The sequence below is a fragment of the Bacillus cereus group sp. MYBK195-1 genome, from assembly GCF_051916605.1.
GTDB lineage: Bacteria > Bacillota > Bacilli > Bacillales > Bacillaceae_G > Bacillus_A > Bacillus_A cereus.
The window spans coordinates 111624-127396 of sequence record NZ_JBQAGZ010000004.1 but is presented as its reverse complement, the minus strand read 5'-3'; the positions used below and the strand labels follow the sequence as shown (position 1 = coordinate 127396).

Below are 15773 nucleotides of genomic sequence, written 5' to 3'. Positions count from 1 at the left end.
CTTCACACTCTACTCATATATTTGAATGTAGCTTTTCTCTTTATAAAAAGCCTCTTTTTGAATGATATATCTCTTTTCAGGTAAGTCAACATCCGGATTACCTTTAAAAATATCCATTATTTTAAATGACTCATCCTTAATAAATTTAACATTATCATCCTTTGCATTATCACCAAAAATAAGTTGTATCTTACTATAATCCTCATAGAAATATTCCTGCATTAATGGAAGAATTGAGTTTTGGAAGATGTCAGCTAATTTTTCTAATGTTGGCTCTTTTGCAAGTGATGTAAAGTATGCATGACCAACAGTGTGTTCCCTGTCATATAAAAATTCAATCCTTGCATTTATCGCTTTTAACATCCTCGCAATATCAATTCCACCAACTTTAATTCCCGTTAGTACTTCTACTTTAGGCATCATTTCCATAAACTTAAATCTTCGTCTTAATGCTGTATCCATTAATGCAATAGATCTATCTGCGGTATTCATAGTCCCAAGAATAAAAACATTATTTGGTACACCAAATTCAGTTCCTGAGTATGGCAATTTTGCTGTTATTTCTTCCTTTTCTCCTAAACGTTTAGTGGATTCAATTAAAGTAATTAATTCACCAAATATTTTAGAAATGTTTCCTCTGTTTATCTCATCAATTATAAACACATGGTTACTTTTATTCTCTTCTATAACGACATCTTTATTTATTGAGTATTTCTCAATCATCTTATGAATTGCCGTTTGATCAATCTTGTCGAGTCTATAAACAGTTGAACTTGTCAACTTAGTCCCTTGATTTACAGTTATAATATTTTCTTTAATTCCAGTTGCTATCCATTGAACTGACCTACTTCTAGGATAATGATCACCATCATCAAGCCATTCAGCATCCCCAGTAATAATCCCAATTCCATCAATATGTTCTTGATCTAACAAAGTCAGAACTATATCACCAACTTTCATTTCATCCTGAAAGTACATTAAAATACCCTTTTCTTTATTTGATTGGAATATGGACTCATCTGTTAAAACTTTGTCTCTATTTGCCCACCCTATCCTTATCCTATTCTTTTTAAAACAGTCATCTTTAACCTCATTGTTACCGCTTCCCTTTAAAGAAACTTTCCATATAGTAGGATTAGAATTAATTCCTAGTGATGCAGTCTGAACCTTAATACGCTTTGCTCTCTCACAAAATTTTTTAAATGTGCCAGACTCTATTTTGTATTCTAAGTTCTCTGTTGTCTCATCATCAGAAGCTGCCAATTGTGGCTTTATACCTTCAATAAACTCTTCATACCCATATGATTGATGAAAAGTAGTAAATGCAACTTTTCCTTGATTTTTGTATTCTTTATATCTTTCAAAAACTGAACTATACTTTTCACTACTAATATCATCAAATGATTTCCCTTCAACAATTGCTACAGCATAAATTATAGTATTATATGTCTTACCAGTTCCAGGAGGACCATATAAAATGATGTTTTTGTTCTCCTCTAACACTTTGAATTTCCCCTTCCCATCAACTGAGCTCATACCATCTTTACCTCTATTTAGTGGATACTTTATAGAGCGTTTATTAATATCCTTACCGAGAACAAGCCCATAATAAGGCATTAAGGCGTTAACGGCTGTCAACATTGCATGTATGATCCCGTTATCATCATGAAGTTCAGTTTCGATATCATCTCTAGTAATAATCCGAGCAATTTGAATTTTTCTATATGTCCCGTTATCAACATACTGTTTAACTTCTTTTGTTGATAAATTTAAATCTTTCATTTCATCTTCAGAACTATTACCACTTAAAATATATATTAAATTGTCTGACGGATCTAATATATCCTTATCTAATATCCTATGATGCTCCATATAATCTTCTTTCTTGCTCTGTGCCTCGTGTAGTTCCACTGAAAATTTAAAACGTGCTTTCCCTTCAACTATCTCTGCAAATAAAGATATACTTGTAGGACAATCCTCATGGCCCTTAAGTTTCAATTGCCTCCATAGGTACTTCCTAACTTTATTGTTTCCACCATTTAACCATTTAGAAGAACCATACTTCTGTAATTCAAACTGTCTCTCACATAATTCGGCCATTTTATCTAGTTCTTTAACAGCAGCTCCACCTGCAGTCTTTATCTCTAAAAGTTGAGGTTTCTTATATTGATCTGCTTTTTCAGGGCTTTCATAGTGCCGCTCTCCATAATCGTCAAGATAATCCAAGATTGATGTACATTTAATATCACCTGTTTGAAAAGTATTATTAGCAAATAACAAAGTATATTCCTTATTAATAAACTTTATTATCTCTTTAATTACTTTTGGACCTAGTCTAGTATCTACTACATTATCTAGCTTTAAATCTGGCGCTTCCTTATTTCCACCGAATTCATCTTGAAATGATAAACGTCTTTTAGAACTATCTCCTGAACATAGGTAATTATATGTACTATTGGCATGATCTGCAGTACACCATTGTGAAATCCTTGCGTTATCCACATTCTGTTTACATAGACCCTGAGCTTTCCTCTGTATATCTCCTTGCTCAAAATACATCATTTCTGAAGTTGGATTAATTGACTCATGAAAAGTTTCATAAGCCATTATTGCTGTGGCCAACCAAACAGAATCAGGCACTCGATAAATCCCCATAAAATTTCACCTTCTATCATCTTTAATAAATTTTTGTCTAAATAACTAATTTATAGGGGCGTTTCTAACACTAATAAATCCAACTTTATTTCTGTATTTAATAAAAATAACAATAGATAACTACTCAGTTTAATTATTTACACATAAGTAAGCTGAAGCAGAATTTTAAATAGACATTAAAACAATAAGCTTAATATCTTTACAGTTGGAATATCCGCAGGTGCCCACTTTAACTCTAATAATTTTTTATCTTGAACCCACTTGAGTTCTGCATGCTCAAGTGCTTTAAGTATACCGGACTTTATGTTTGCCTTATAAGTAACTAGATGAACTATAATATTCTCATACTCATAATCCACTTCTTCTATTTTTTCACCTACGTTAATCAAACATCCTAGTTCTTCTTTAATCTCACGCACCAATGCTTCTTGCGGCATTTCCCCCTCATTAATTTCCCCACCCGGAAACTCCCAATAGTTCGGTAATGACATTTTAGGAGAACGTAATGCACATAGTACTTCATTTTTCTCATTAAAAATGACAGCTCCAACAACCGATACTTTCTTCTTCATGAATCGTCACTTCTTTCACATCTTATTCAATACTTAAACTCTTTACTTCTCGTCTTCTTGTTTATACCGCTTTAGCTTCCCCTCTAATTTTGCAACATCTTCATGTAGGCTTAAAACATGCAACTTTCGATGACAATTTGCACATACTCCAACAGTGTTACAAATTGTATCTTTCCCGCCTTCTGATAGCACTTCCACATGATGTGCTTCTAGATATGGATTCCCTTTTTTATCTGGGAGCATGCTGTTCATACACCATACGCATGCCTTTTACCTAGCTCAGCAATATAATCATTACATTGGTATGATGTAATCTACCATTTTACTTACATAAACTTACAGCGTTTTAGCCTTATAAAATGGACTTTGTACAAAATTTGAGTTTATTTATACTTGCGTTAGTTGATTTCAAAACGTAGTTAATTTATATCCGCACCGCCGTGCGTAGAATTGAAAATATGAGTAAAGCACCTTGTAAAGTACAGGGTGCTTTATTTTATGAATTCGCGAATATGCATTTCAATATATTCAATGGCAATGATATGCTCGTTTTCTGCCATTTAATCACTTACTCTCTGATGTTCTAGTAAAGTTTTATCTGCCTTTCTTACTAGATCATATCAGAAAAAGCGCTTTCAGTACTGACAAACCCTAGTAAAATAAAAACTATTATACATTTCAATTCATATTAAGAACTGGAAACATTCCTTTTTTATCTATTTTTATTTCTTTCAGTAAAATTAGCAATTATTGTAGCACTATCTTTTTCCTCGCTTTTATCTGTCGAATAAAAAAAACTGAGTTCCTTATATTCCCCTAAAGCTTCATAAAGTTCTGGTTTCAGCAATTTAGTCTTTTCAGCATTATAAGCACTTCGATTACCTCTAGTTCTCCCTACACCAAAACAATATTTTTTATTCGGGTCTTTTGGATCACTAGTTATAACATGCTCTGTTAGAGCAGTTTTGTTATCTCTTTCATCTTTTCTCTCTTTATTAAAACTTTTGGGTATTACCTCACCTAATGCTGTGTATAGAGATTGAAACATAGTACCTATACTTCCATATTCAATACCAAAAAACTTTATGGTTTTTTGAGTATCATTTTTATAGAATCCATTCGACTGTGCCCATGTTTCAAACTTATCTGCTACGTTGTTAGCACGTAAAAATATTAATTTTGCAAGCGCATATCGAGGTTTTTCATCTCGATTAAAAACCTCTACTATCACAAAGTAATTTCTTTTTTTATATTGAAATTTAAAAATATCAAAATTTTCATCTTTTGACTTCATATCATCTCTCAACGCTTTAAGATTAGCTAATTCGTTCATCTAAAATTCCTCCATATACCCTATTGATATTATAGACAAATTGTATCACTTTTATTTTTACCATCAAAATATTAAAATAAAAAAAGACTACTCAATTAAAAAAGGTCTCATTTTGAGAACACATAACTTTTAAATGCTCTGTTATGACCTTCCTGTTATCAATAGCATATCTAATTAGATTCAATATGTCTTTTTCTATATTAAGTCCTTTTTTAAACGTTTCGCCCAAGTTATCAATATTTTCAAAATCAAAATTAATTCTTGTAAACGTCATAACATAATCAGCCGTTTCAATATTTTCTATCATTTCTTTCATTAAAGTTTTATGAAATTCTTTTGTCTTTTAAATATCCTCAAATACTACATTTTCACCAAATCCAAACCTTAAAAATTCTTTATGTGTTGTTTCTAGAGGATGAGCAATTATATATGATCTAATCGCTTTGAAATAATCATATTTATCCCTTTTTATACTTTTAACACCATAATACTCGTTTTTGTCGTTCTTTTTGTCATAGACTGTTAATTTTCTTAACAAATATTCTATTGATGTTAATATTTTGTCTGAAACTGATATTAATTCATACACATTAATATCATCATTTTTATTGTTTATATCTTGCAAAGCATAATTTATAACTGCTCTAGATGACATAATTTTAGTGTTTATTTCAAAATGTTTATTTGCATTTTTTTCAAAGTAATCATTACATACTTGATTAAATTCATCAAATGCTTCTCTATTAATTTTCACTAATAATAAACTCCTTTCATTAAAATATTGTTATAAAATATATTCGGAATCTATCATATTTACTTTTTTAACAAAAATATTTTTGTTAATGTATTGCGCTTACCAAACTTTTACTGAAATTTTGAGTTACGATATTTTACCCTTTTAATTAAAGAATTCTAATTGAATTTTAATCAAACATTTTTATAAACAAATGTTTATTTGAATAGAAAAGAATCCATTTTGAAAGACAGTTTGTTCAAAATGGATTCTTTTTAGTGCTCATTCAATAAGGGTTTTCAAATCATTTCTAATAAAAATTTATTTCAACTCAACACTGGATGCAATATTAAAATTTTATTTACAAATCCATCTATGATAAATCGCTTTCCTTAAAAAAAGTTACATCAGCTCTATATACTTTATTACCAAATTTCCCCTTAGTAAGGCGAAGGTCTACTTTTTTATATTTATAACTGTGTACAATATCACCATCATCATACTTCATACCCTCTTGTTTTATATGTTCAAGAAATACCTTATAATCTGAAAATGTCATATGTATTTCTGAAAAAGAATCTCCCTGTCCGGTCTCAAAAAGAGTGACTTGCAATAATTCACGATCCATTTTCTTACCTCCAATCTGACAATAATTGATTTTTAAATTATAATTAACTTATCCAATTCATTTTTTTCATTATCTTTAAATTTTATACTTGAATTCTAATATGAAAGGTGTATTTACAATGGACTTAACCGATATACAAGAAATGCATACTCTCTCTCAATACATTAAGAACCAGAAAACGTTAAAAAATAGATACTATATTGTCACTTTCATAAAGGAATATCCTCATAAAAATGAATATCGTCATTTAAAATTCGGAAATGAAGAGTGTGATATGAATGATTGTATAAACATTTCTATTTATCAGGACAAAATTGAAACACAAGTGAATACTCATAGTGGTATACCAATTCTTACACCGCGAAAACTCTATAAGAATGAGACCGATGAATCGCTTATACTAACTGGCATTCGTAGTTTTATGGATCGCTATGATGGGTTATTATGATGGACATGAATAAACTGTCGATTAACAGTAATTTTATTAAATTTAAGACAAATAAAAAGAATCCATTTTGAAAGACAGTTTGTTCAAAATGGATTCTTCTTTTGCTATTTAAGTGTCTAGTTTATAAAAAAGGTTGATCATTTTTTAACTGTGTTGCTCAACAATCGCGCCTTTCAAATGAACAATTCACCTTTTTCGTTTTTGGAACAATTAAAAACATCTGCCTTATTCTTCAATGTATACTACCCATCCTAAATGTTTTTATAAGCTGAAAAAGTGGTAGATGATGAGCGGTTATACTGGTTCACTTAACAGGGATATACCTTATAATTTTGAGTTTAACAGAATATCTCCATTAAAAAAACGTATAGATTTAACATCATCTAGATTAAGATAAACCATGTTTTCTTGACAAACCTGCCAATTCACATCTTCTTTTTTTCGATATCTAGGCTTAGCCAAAATGATCTCTTTTGTATTACTTTTATCTAATTCAAAGGAAGAACGATGTAAATAACCTACATAACTCTCTTCTTCAAAATGAACAATTATTACGGGTGCTTGCTTTTCTAAACTATAAATAAAGACGATTTCATCCCATAAGTTATCAAATGGTGAAGCCGTGAATTTAAAAAACTTCATAATTTTATATAATCTTCCTTTGTCACGTATAAAAGCAAGTACTATCGAGACTACAATGGTAAAAATAATTAAACCGCCACTATAAATACCAATCCATTGAATGCCTCCGATACTTATTTGATTGTCAGTAATTTCATTAAATACAAAAAATTTCTACACACTACAAAAAAAAGAATGAGGTAACTCATTCTTTTTACTATTATACAGGCAGTGAATAATATAATTTTGTGACCACAAATGGTCATAGAACCTACAATAACCATAGTCTTTTATAATAGAATTCCATTTATATAAACCCCTTAAAAAGTTGGGGTGTGTCAGCTTGTTTTTGAAATTTGATTTAGAAAAGGGATGAATTGATTCAATTTAAAAAGCAATACTGTCCTTACGAAAATATAATTCTCCTGAACTCAAAATATAAATATCTTGCTGATTGTTGACCACTTGATTCAAAATTATTCGCATTAATTTCCCCATTAAGAACCGTCAATTTACTTAAATATTTAAAAAAGAATTCTTTAGTAAGTGTTCCTTTTTTCAAACCAATAACAAACAAATCTTGAAATAGCATCATCATAGCATTATATCCTGTAGTTTTTTGTATAATACTCTTATTTTCTGACTTCCAATCAATAGGTAACACATCTGCTATAACATCAAAGTAATTATTTAATATCTTGTACAATAATTCTTTTTTATTTTCTACATACAAATCCCAAAATATATATTTTTCAGAATTACTATATTTCACATTATAATGAAAATCTTGTTTTAGAATTAAAGGATTGTTTCCCTCCTCCGTTAACATATTTCTAACTTCATAATAGAAATCATCATCATAAATTAAATTTAAAATCGGTTTATAAAATGCACTGAGGCTAATTTTCCCTTGTTCTGAGATTTCATCTTTAAATCCTCTAAGTTTAATCTGTTTATACCATTTTGATTTTTCATCTGTAGCAAACGCAACCGCTATTTCAGCAGCAAATTTTCTTGGCGTCATTATATTATCCTCATATTCTTGATACACCGACACAGAAGGATTAACTTTTGTTTGCTCTGAATTAATCGTAACAAATATCCTTGATTGCTCTCTTATATCTAAACCAATAAAAATAGAGCAACTTAAACTAAACTTTCCATTATAATTTTTTAAACCTTCAAGTCGATGTTGTCCATCAATAATTGAAAAAGAATTTTCATTAACTTTTAGTTTCAAATTATTATCTGTTAACTCGACTAAAAAATCTTTATTTAAATTTAAAATTATTGAATTAGGAAAAGTAGCATCTTTTGACTCTAAATATTTTTCAATCTTTTCTACTTTCCTTAAATCTAACTCTCTTTGTATTCCTTCGTATAAAGTATCTTCCTCATTAGATATTCTCATGATATCCGCTTTTGCCATTGAGTATAATATTTCACTTTCAATTTGAGCTACGTAAAACTCACCTATTGGCTGTATAACCTTTTCTACTTTTAAATTTAAAGTTTTCATATATTCACCTCAATATCTTCTTACTCAAACATCAAACTTTGTGCCAGCAACACTACCTTGAGTTGTCTTTTCACTTTGTTTTCTAAGATTTTTCGTATTACGACTCATATCTTCAAATTTTTTTCTTTTTATTCTTTCCTCATTTGTCGATATTACCAAATAATAAAATGATAACAATACACCAATAATTGTTATAGTAGTTAAAATTCCCGTATTTATTTGGATACTATTATCAACTAAAAAATAACTCATAAACCCAAAAATCGGTAATATAAACAAAATATTATATAACATAGGTAATATGTTATATGATGTATTATTTTTTTCAAAAGATACAGAAGCAACCGCTAACATACTGCTGCAACATCCTAAAATAGAATAAAGAGTATTATTACTTGATATAATTTTAAAAAAGTCTTGATTAATAAATGATAGAATCACAACTACAACTATTACTGAAGAATATCCCATTAAAAAACTAAATATTATCTTACTAAAATCAGATTTATAATCTTTACACCACGCAATAAATTTATTCTTCTTTGGTTCATTTTCCACTTTCACATACTTCACTTCCTATCTAGATAAACCTTTTTTCTTTTAAATTCCAAAAACACTTTATTATTATAATACAATTTTATCTATTACAACTAAGATTTTTAAAATTAATATTGTATGACCGTATCTTCTTAAGAGATTAAACTATCGCTGTTTGTATGTGAATAATATCATCCGTATATACAAAAAGAACGACTGATTGCTCCGTCGTTTCATTTCCTTTATTTCTCTACACATTATGGCTCTACTGATATTTTCATTTCACAACATTTCTTAGTTATAAACACATTCATTTTACATCTTTACCTTCTTTAGATTTAAAATAAATAACAAGGAATTACTCAATAAACCAAGTCAAATTACCTTAGAGGATTAATGGGAACGACACATTACACCTCCTTACTTTTTTATTTTTAGTATGGATAAACTCGCTCAGGGATATCTAGATCGATCTACAAAAAAAGAGACCACAAAAGTGATCCCTAAAATTGCATTCTAATTTAATATATAAAGTATGAATACCTATAAGCATTTTTTATATACAAGAAAATAACTTCATTAATTTCCTTGTATATATGCTCTAATTTCATGTTCTAGTCTTACATTAATCGGTGAAAATACTTAACATTCATTTAAAATTTCAGCATTGACCATACAACTATTAATTAAGTAAACTATGAATTCATATAAAGAGAATTCCCCTTCACAACTAAGCCGATCAAATACGTTAGCCTCAATTATGTCGCGATAAGGAAGCCTTTCGCTCTTCTTTAAAACATAATCAATAACTTGTTCAAATTCCATTCTGCTGGCCTCACTAACCAAAGCTTCGACTGCTAATGCAGCTAAAAGCTCCGGAACTTTTAGGAAAATATACCGATTATGTTCTTTATCTGTAAACCAATCTATATGCCCCTGCTGGGACAAGCGTACTAGCTATATGTTTTGCACTTACACTAGCATTTTTACCATTTATTTCAAAGTCGGATTATTCCCCACTACGAAGTGTTAACATTACTGCTGTAGGCGATAATAACAAAATGTATAGTGCAAAGTTATTACTTATCTATTCCTGTTCTTAAAGGCGATTACCTTTATGTGAAAGTAAGTGAAGTGGAAACACCCCATTCATATTCTGAGGCTTTAACTGTTAATGGTGTTATATATGTGGGGACTTCTTTAGACTCAGTTAGCTCTTATACTGTTCCATTCGGTTCTGAGAAAACATTTAGATTACGTATCAAAGATTATTACGTCTTCTCAAACACATCAAATTCTATGGCTTTGTTCCTTTCTCAATGCAAGTATTATCTAGAAGCCTATCAGTTCATATGGAATAATATAAAAGGTGATACCATGAAGGCTATACTCAAAGTTATTTGTACTCATCTCCTATTAATTGCAAAACCTATTTCTTTATCTACTATGTTCTTCTGGTACAGGAATTGAATCTAGACAACAGAATTGAAAGCATTACTTTTTTACTTTGTATGCTGTAATGCTTTCATATAATCCTCTTTCCTCTCAAGTGTCTTTTTTGCATTTTCTGCCGTTAATACATAATCTACTATAATGTTTTGTAATAATTCCTTCTTAGCATTTGGCAGCTGAATTGTTATATCTTCCACGCTACTTTTATTATTTTCAATTGTTTTATTAAATTCTTGGACACTTTTTGCAAGATCCGCTAATTTTTCCATATGTGCGGGATTATTTACATCCAAAAAGATATTACTTCTAAAAACTGCTGTAACATATTTCTTTGAATTTTTCTTTTCTATTTCTGCTTCAGCCTTTTTATCGAAAACAGCATCTCCTGTATACATTTGTTCAAACGTAAATAAATCATTATTTCCTTTTCCAGCATAATATGTATTGAATTTTTCTTTTAAATCATTCGCTTCTTTTTTTATTTTATAATTATCATTCACTACTTTTGGAGAAACTTGTCCATCGAATGATAATTGAAATTGTAAATACGGTTTATCTACTTGCTGTACATGGGCTATTCGTACATCTGGCCCTAGTATATCCTTACCGTTTCCAATTGTTTCAACTTGATCTAGTTTAACAGAAAGACCATACTCCGATTTTGTATAATTTTGTGCTTTTTGTTCAATTTCTTTATTCGATATATCACATGATGTTAATAGTAGTAAACTTATCATCATGCTATATGTTATTTTTTTTATTTTCATATGGTAGCCCCTCTTATTTTCACTTTATATACACAAATGCTAATATAGATTTAGAACAAAGTCACGACGTTTCACAGAAAGAAGAACAATTTCGAATAAGTTTGCTATATGTATAAAATTAAAAGGTTTACATATATTCTACTACTTCTTAAGGAGGCATTTATCTTGAACTATGGCTGGGCTGGAACTATTGAACAATTTAAAGAATTAGATTTAAGATCATTCATTAAACAATTGCAATATCATGTCTATAAAACCAATGCAAATGATTCTAAAATAGCTTCTCAAAAGAGAGCATGGATTGATAGTTACAATAAACTACAAGATTTATTTAATCGATTTCCTAATTTAGATGCATCACTTATTTTTGAATATGAGATTTTACGCGGAGGTGGCCGCCGTCCAGATATACTTTTATTAATCAATGGTTATTTGATAGTCATCGAGTGTAAAAGTTATAATCACGTTTCACCTTCTGAATACATTCAAACATCACTTTATATGCGTGATCTCCAGCATTATCACTCAGCTATTCAACAATCTAACATGCAAGTCATAGGTGTTCTACTGCTTACAAACTATGAAGGTGAACAATGGGAATTCCAAAAAGATTTTCAAGTAACCCTTTCAACAGTTGATGGATTGGAAAGTATTATTAACCGAATATTAGATAAAACTGAAGTACAAACTTTGACGATAGAGGAAATAATCAATGGTTTCTATGAACCTTCACCTTCTATGCTAGAAGCTGCTCGTTCCATTTTACATAATGAACCACTACCTGACATTAAAGCAATATCAAGCAGTAATTTTCCAAAAGTACAACAAACTATACGCACAATTATTCAAGAAGCACAAAATACAAATACCCATCACTTAATCTTAGTATCTGGTGAGCCAGGAGCAGGTAAAACATATTTGGGTCTAACCATTGCACATGAAATGAAAAATGCAGTTTATTTATCTGGTAACGGGCCATTAGTAGACGTATTACAAGATACGTTAAAAAATAGAACGTTCGTACAAGGTCTATATGGATATAAAATGGATTTTCTGGAAAAGAAAATGATTCCAAAAGAACAAATTATCATTTTTGATGAGGCACAGCGAGCATGGGATACCAAAAAAGTCGACCAATCACTCACTCGAAGAAAGCGAGAAGCCCAGCACTTAAGTGAACCGGATATTATAATAAATATTACGACACATAATAAGCCGTGGAGTGTAACAATTGGCTTAATTGGTGAAGGTCAAGAGATCTATTCTGGGGAAGAAGGCGGTCTCCCTCTGTGGAATACTGCGATCGCTGGAAAAAACGTGACTGTTCATTCTAAACACCCTAATTCTGTATTCACAAATGCAGCACATTATAGAACTCATTCTCAGCTACATTTAAACTCATCTTTCCGTGCTCATGCAGCTTTAAAATACTATGAAATTATTAATACTTTATTAGATATTAATTTTGAACAAACGAAACAGCTTATTCATAACCTGCCAACGGAACATTATCAGCTTTTTATTACGCGTGATTTACACAAAGCAAAAATTACTTTAAATCAGCTTTATCAGGATGATACAAAAACAGTTGGTGTCGTCTGTGCTGGTGGCGCTGATCGTCAAAAAGAAGTCCCTGTTCTACCACGAGATGAACGGTATGAAAGGCCTAGTAAAATCGCTCAATACTTTAACTATCCAGGGTCTCAATACTATTGTAAAAATCTCAACTACAGCGCAACTGAATTTCAAACACAAGGACTTGAACTAGATATGGCGCTCGTTCATTGGGATGATGATCTTTATCTACAGAATGGGGCTTGGAAAGGACAACACTATCAATGGGGTGTCGAAGATCCATTCCAAATTAAACTCAATGCATATAGAGTTATTTTAACAAGAGGACGAGATGGAACAATTATTTACATACCGCCAAAACCTATTCTAGATGAGACTTGGAACTTACTTAAAAATCAATTAAAAATCCCTGAATTAATGTTTTAAAACCTATAATAAGAGACTATATTCTAGATTCCCTCAGAATATAGTCCCTTATTTTTCTATTTCACAGCAAATTGGGAATTAGTCTTACATGGCTTAAAACAATTGCAAGAAAAAGTTGCCTCAAACGTCTAGTATTTTAGGAAATTACAACTAAAGAAGTTGCTGTTTCTTTTATTACTTTAGCAACTTAATCGCTTTGCGTTACTTGTTGTACTCTTTATACTATTAATTATTATCGGATGAAGTTATTTCTGCTAAAAACTATAAAGACCAGAAATTTACTATTGCCACTAAGCTATTAAAAAGTTTGTTATGAAAATTAAATCCGGAGCAAACATGAATAAGGAGAAATTCGCTTATTTCAACAGGATTGTAAATAACTTAATGGACAAGTTCTACTTTAATAAAGAATTTATGGGAGCATAGAAAATGCCTTCAAACACTAAACGTTCGGAGCTCCAAAAGGAAAAAAAGCATGCAGAGGGAGACACCTCTACAACCACAATACAGATTATCATAGTTTCACATTGTAAAAACATCTAAATTTCCCTTTATTACCTAAAAAAATTATATATATTATTTATGTAATTTATGTTATGGTTCCATATGTTAATTAGTTACAATATTTTCAAAAAGGAGTGTACAAAAATGCAAGCAAAAAAACTAGCATACGTAATTTTACCAATCATGTTATTAGGGGTAGGTTGTGGGATATCAAAAGACCATCTGAAAGAGTCAGCTTCACAAGAAACTGTATCGGAGACTTCTACGGAGTCATCAAGACATAAGACTTTAAATGATAAGTCCTTAACATATACGGATTCCTTATTTGACCTAAGTGATGAATTAACCGAAGCTTCTAATGCTGTGTATGATGCAGTTGGTGATAATAATTACAAAATTGCACTCAACGATTTAAAGAAAGTAACTCTTAAATTCGATGAATTAGAGCCTAGTGATGATTACAAAGCCATTCATGAGAAAGTACTTCAATCAATGAAAACCAGAAGAGAAGGTATAGAGTTAATATTATCAAACATAGATGATAAAACAAACAGTGATTTCTTGAGAGGATCATATCTTCTAGGGGAAGCACTTGATTCTTATATAGATGTATTAGGTGAAATAGCACATAAAAACAAAGGGTAGAACTTTATGAAAAGGTAACACAACAAGAAGTGTACAGAAATGGGATTATCCACAAAAGAACTAAAAGAATTACTTATGAATGCGTGATATAAACAGGAGGCATCTCTATAAAAGTTGTACGTTCTATATTTAATAGTTTACGTTTAATAGGTTTAATTGTAAAACCAATATCAAAAGCATTATCTAAAAGTGAATTTTAATTACATAGCCATAAAAAAGTACACCTCCAATTGTTGTTAGTGTCTAACAATTGGGGTGCACATCAAACAGGACGGCTTATGTTTTATTTCAAATACTCGTACCACCAGTTTCTTTCGTCCATCCAAGCTGTAATCTTATCAAGCTCACCATTTGGTAACACTTCGGTTTGCAAGTATGCTAAACCAGTTAATGGATTAGAAATAACTTGTCCTTTAGTTCCACGCTCATTCATAGCATTTAGAGCTTCTTGAACCAATGAAATACCAAAACCACCAGATTTAACATATTGATAACCGCCATTAGCAACAGATTGTTTTGATTGTTTCTCTCCGGTAAACCAATCTAGCGTTTTGTTACCTTGCAATAAATTAATATCCACTTTTCCAATACCATCAATATAACCATTGTCGGTATATTGCCAAATGTCACAAGTATAGGATGGTTTCTTCTGTGGAATACCGTCATTTGTTCCGTATCGTGGTAACCAAATAAAATCAGCTTGTACACTTTGCAAATTATAGTCACCGTACATATGATGTGCTACATAAAATCCTACTTTCCAACCTGCAGCTTTACATGTATCAATAAAAGCTTGTGATGCTTTAGCTAAATCACTAAGGTTACCTTTGCTTTTCATTGACTTTACTGTGTCATCTTCCACATCTAATACAAGGAATTTAGCATTAGGATTTACCCTTGCTAAGAAATCCTTAGCTTCCACAATTGCATCTGCTACTGATACGAAACATCCATAAGCATATGCAGCATGTGGAATACCGTATTGTTCTGATTTTGCTACATGCTCCTTATACAAATGATCTACTAGATTTGAACCATATTGTACCCTAGCAATTACTAAATCTAATTGAGCTGCTGCTACATCCCAATTAATACTTCCATTCCATTTTGAAATATCTACAATGTGTCCCATTATTGAACATCTCCTTCAAATAGTTTTTGTTTAATTCCTTTTACATCTTTAGAAATAGCTCTAAAAGCTTTTGCCTATTCTTCAATAACTTCCTGTTTCTTTTGAATAACAGCTTGGTACTGCTCTTCACGCTGTTCATTCTTTTTTTGTGTAGTAAAAAAGCATCCACACAAATAATGCTGCACATGCTCCCTGTTGAATAACTGAAATAAAATCTTGATAAACA

The 15773-nt window shown here is 30.7% G+C and carries 15 protein-coding genes and 4 pseudogenes; 6 read left to right on the top strand and 13 right to left on the bottom strand.

All coding sequences use genetic code 11. The annotated features are described in order from the left end of the window. Positions 1-9: 9 nt before the first annotated feature. The 6 genes from ACTFRY_RS19185 to ACTFRY_RS19160 form a co-directional block, all read right to left on the bottom strand. A complete protein-coding gene (locus ACTFRY_RS19185; RefSeq protein ID WP_440032378.1) occupies positions 10-2655 on the bottom strand; it encodes an AAA family ATPase in 2646 nt (881 codons plus the stop codon). Positions 2656-2831: 176 nt separating this feature from the next. Continuing rightward, complete coding sequence (locus ACTFRY_RS19180) at positions 2832-3227, bottom strand: (deoxy)nucleoside triphosphate pyrophosphohydrolase (protein ID WP_440032377.1); 396 nt, start codon at positions 3225-3227, stop codon at positions 2832-2834. Positions 3228-3269: 42 nt separating this feature from the next. Then, on the bottom strand, positions 3270-3479 hold the full coding sequence (locus ACTFRY_RS19175; protein ID WP_440032376.1) for an HNH endonuclease: 210 nt from the start codon (positions 3477-3479) through the stop codon (positions 3270-3272). 460 nt (positions 3480-3939) lie between these two features. Beyond that, entirely contained in the window at positions 3940-4560 is a 621-nt protein-coding gene (locus ACTFRY_RS19170) for a DUF6037 family protein (protein ID WP_327964515.1), read from the bottom strand. A 343-nt stretch (positions 4561-4903) separates the two neighbouring features. Beyond that, positions 4904-5314 carry a hypothetical protein gene (locus tag ACTFRY_RS19165; RefSeq protein WP_440032375.1) on the bottom strand — a complete coding sequence of 137 codons (411 nt, stop codon included), beginning with the start codon at positions 5312-5314 and terminating at the stop codon, positions 4904-4906. A 352-nt stretch (positions 5315-5666) separates the two neighbouring features. After that, on the bottom strand, positions 5667-5921 hold the full coding sequence (locus tag ACTFRY_RS19160) for a hypothetical protein (RefSeq protein WP_440032374.1): 255 nt from the start codon (positions 5919-5921) through the stop codon (positions 5667-5669). A gap of 118 nt (positions 5922-6039) precedes the next feature. Between ACTFRY_RS19160 and ACTFRY_RS19155 the strand changes: the two genes are divergently transcribed. Then, positions 6040-6369, top strand: a complete 330-nt coding sequence (locus ACTFRY_RS19155; protein WP_440032373.1) for a hypothetical protein — start codon at positions 6040-6042, stop codon at positions 6367-6369. Between the two features lie 324 nt (positions 6370-6693). On the opposite strand, the gene ACTFRY_RS19150 is transcribed toward ACTFRY_RS19155, so the two are convergent. The 4 genes from ACTFRY_RS19150 to ACTFRY_RS19135 all read right to left on the bottom strand — a co-directional run bounded on the left by ACTFRY_RS19150 (position 6694) and on the right by ACTFRY_RS19135 (position 9994). Beyond that, the gene (locus ACTFRY_RS19150) at positions 6694-7068 is read right to left on the bottom strand and encodes a DUF6338 family protein (RefSeq protein ID WP_440032417.1); all 375 of its coding nucleotides are present in this window, start codon (positions 7066-7068) and stop codon (positions 6694-6696) included. A gap of 328 nt (positions 7069-7396) precedes the next feature. Then, complete coding sequence (locus tag ACTFRY_RS19145) at positions 7397-8509, bottom strand: DGQHR domain-containing protein (protein WP_440032372.1); 1113 nt, start codon at positions 8507-8509, stop codon at positions 7397-7399. Between the two features lie 24 nt (positions 8510-8533). Next, positions 8534-9073 (bottom strand): hypothetical protein, encoded by a 540-nt coding sequence (locus ACTFRY_RS19140; RefSeq protein WP_440032371.1) that lies wholly within the window; start codon positions 9071-9073, stop codon positions 8534-8536. 615 nt (positions 9074-9688) lie between these two features. Continuing rightward, the gene (locus tag ACTFRY_RS19135; protein ID WP_440032370.1) at positions 9689-9994 is read right to left on the bottom strand and encodes a hypothetical protein; all 306 of its coding nucleotides are present in this window, start codon (positions 9992-9994) and stop codon (positions 9689-9691) included. Positions 9995-10005: 11 nt separating this feature from the next. Here ACTFRY_RS19135 and ACTFRY_RS19130 point away from each other — a divergent pair. Further along, a pseudogene (locus ACTFRY_RS19130) lies at positions 10006-10407 on the top strand (hypothetical protein). Positions 10408-10548: 141 nt separating this feature from the next. On the opposite strand, the gene ACTFRY_RS19125 reads toward ACTFRY_RS19130, so the two are convergent. Then, complete coding sequence (locus ACTFRY_RS19125) at positions 10549-11265, bottom strand: hypothetical protein (RefSeq protein ID WP_440032369.1); 717 nt, start codon at positions 11263-11265, stop codon at positions 10549-10551. A 165-nt stretch (positions 11266-11430) separates the two neighbouring features. Here ACTFRY_RS19125 and ACTFRY_RS19120 point away from each other — a divergent pair, with 165 nt between their 5' ends. The 4 genes and pseudogenes from ACTFRY_RS19120 to ACTFRY_RS19105 all read left to right on the top strand — a co-directional run bounded on the left by ACTFRY_RS19120 (position 11431) and on the right by ACTFRY_RS19105 (position 14415). Continuing rightward, positions 11431-13266: a DNA/RNA helicase domain-containing protein gene (locus tag ACTFRY_RS19120; protein ID WP_440032368.1), complete on the top strand. Its 1836-nt coding sequence runs from the start codon at positions 11431-11433 to the stop codon at positions 13264-13266. Positions 13267-13461: 195 nt separating this feature from the next. Then, positions 13462-13509, top strand: a pseudogene (locus tag ACTFRY_RS19115) (YjcZ family sporulation protein); the annotation flags it as partial. Positions 13510-13531: 22 nt separating this feature from the next. After that, positions 13532-13692: pseudogene (locus ACTFRY_RS19110) on the top strand (helix-turn-helix domain-containing protein); the annotation flags it as partial. A gap of 222 nt (positions 13693-13914) precedes the next feature. After that, positions 13915-14415 carry a hypothetical protein gene (locus tag ACTFRY_RS19105; RefSeq protein WP_440032367.1) on the top strand — a complete coding sequence of 167 codons (501 nt, stop codon included), beginning with the start codon at positions 13915-13917 and terminating at the stop codon, positions 14413-14415. Between the two features lie 283 nt (positions 14416-14698). Here the strand turns inward: ACTFRY_RS19105 and ACTFRY_RS19100 are convergent, their stop codons facing one another. Then, positions 14699-15547 carry a GH25 family lysozyme gene (locus ACTFRY_RS19100; protein WP_240853364.1) on the bottom strand — a complete coding sequence of 283 codons (849 nt, stop codon included), beginning with the start codon at positions 15545-15547 and terminating at the stop codon, positions 14699-14701. Continuing rightward, positions 15547-15757, bottom strand: a pseudogene (locus tag ACTFRY_RS19095) (BhlA/UviB family holin-like peptide). The gene ACTFRY_RS19100 and the pseudogene ACTFRY_RS19095 overlap by 1 nt, the downstream one beginning before the upstream one ends. Between the last annotated feature and the right edge of the window lie 16 nt (positions 15758-15773).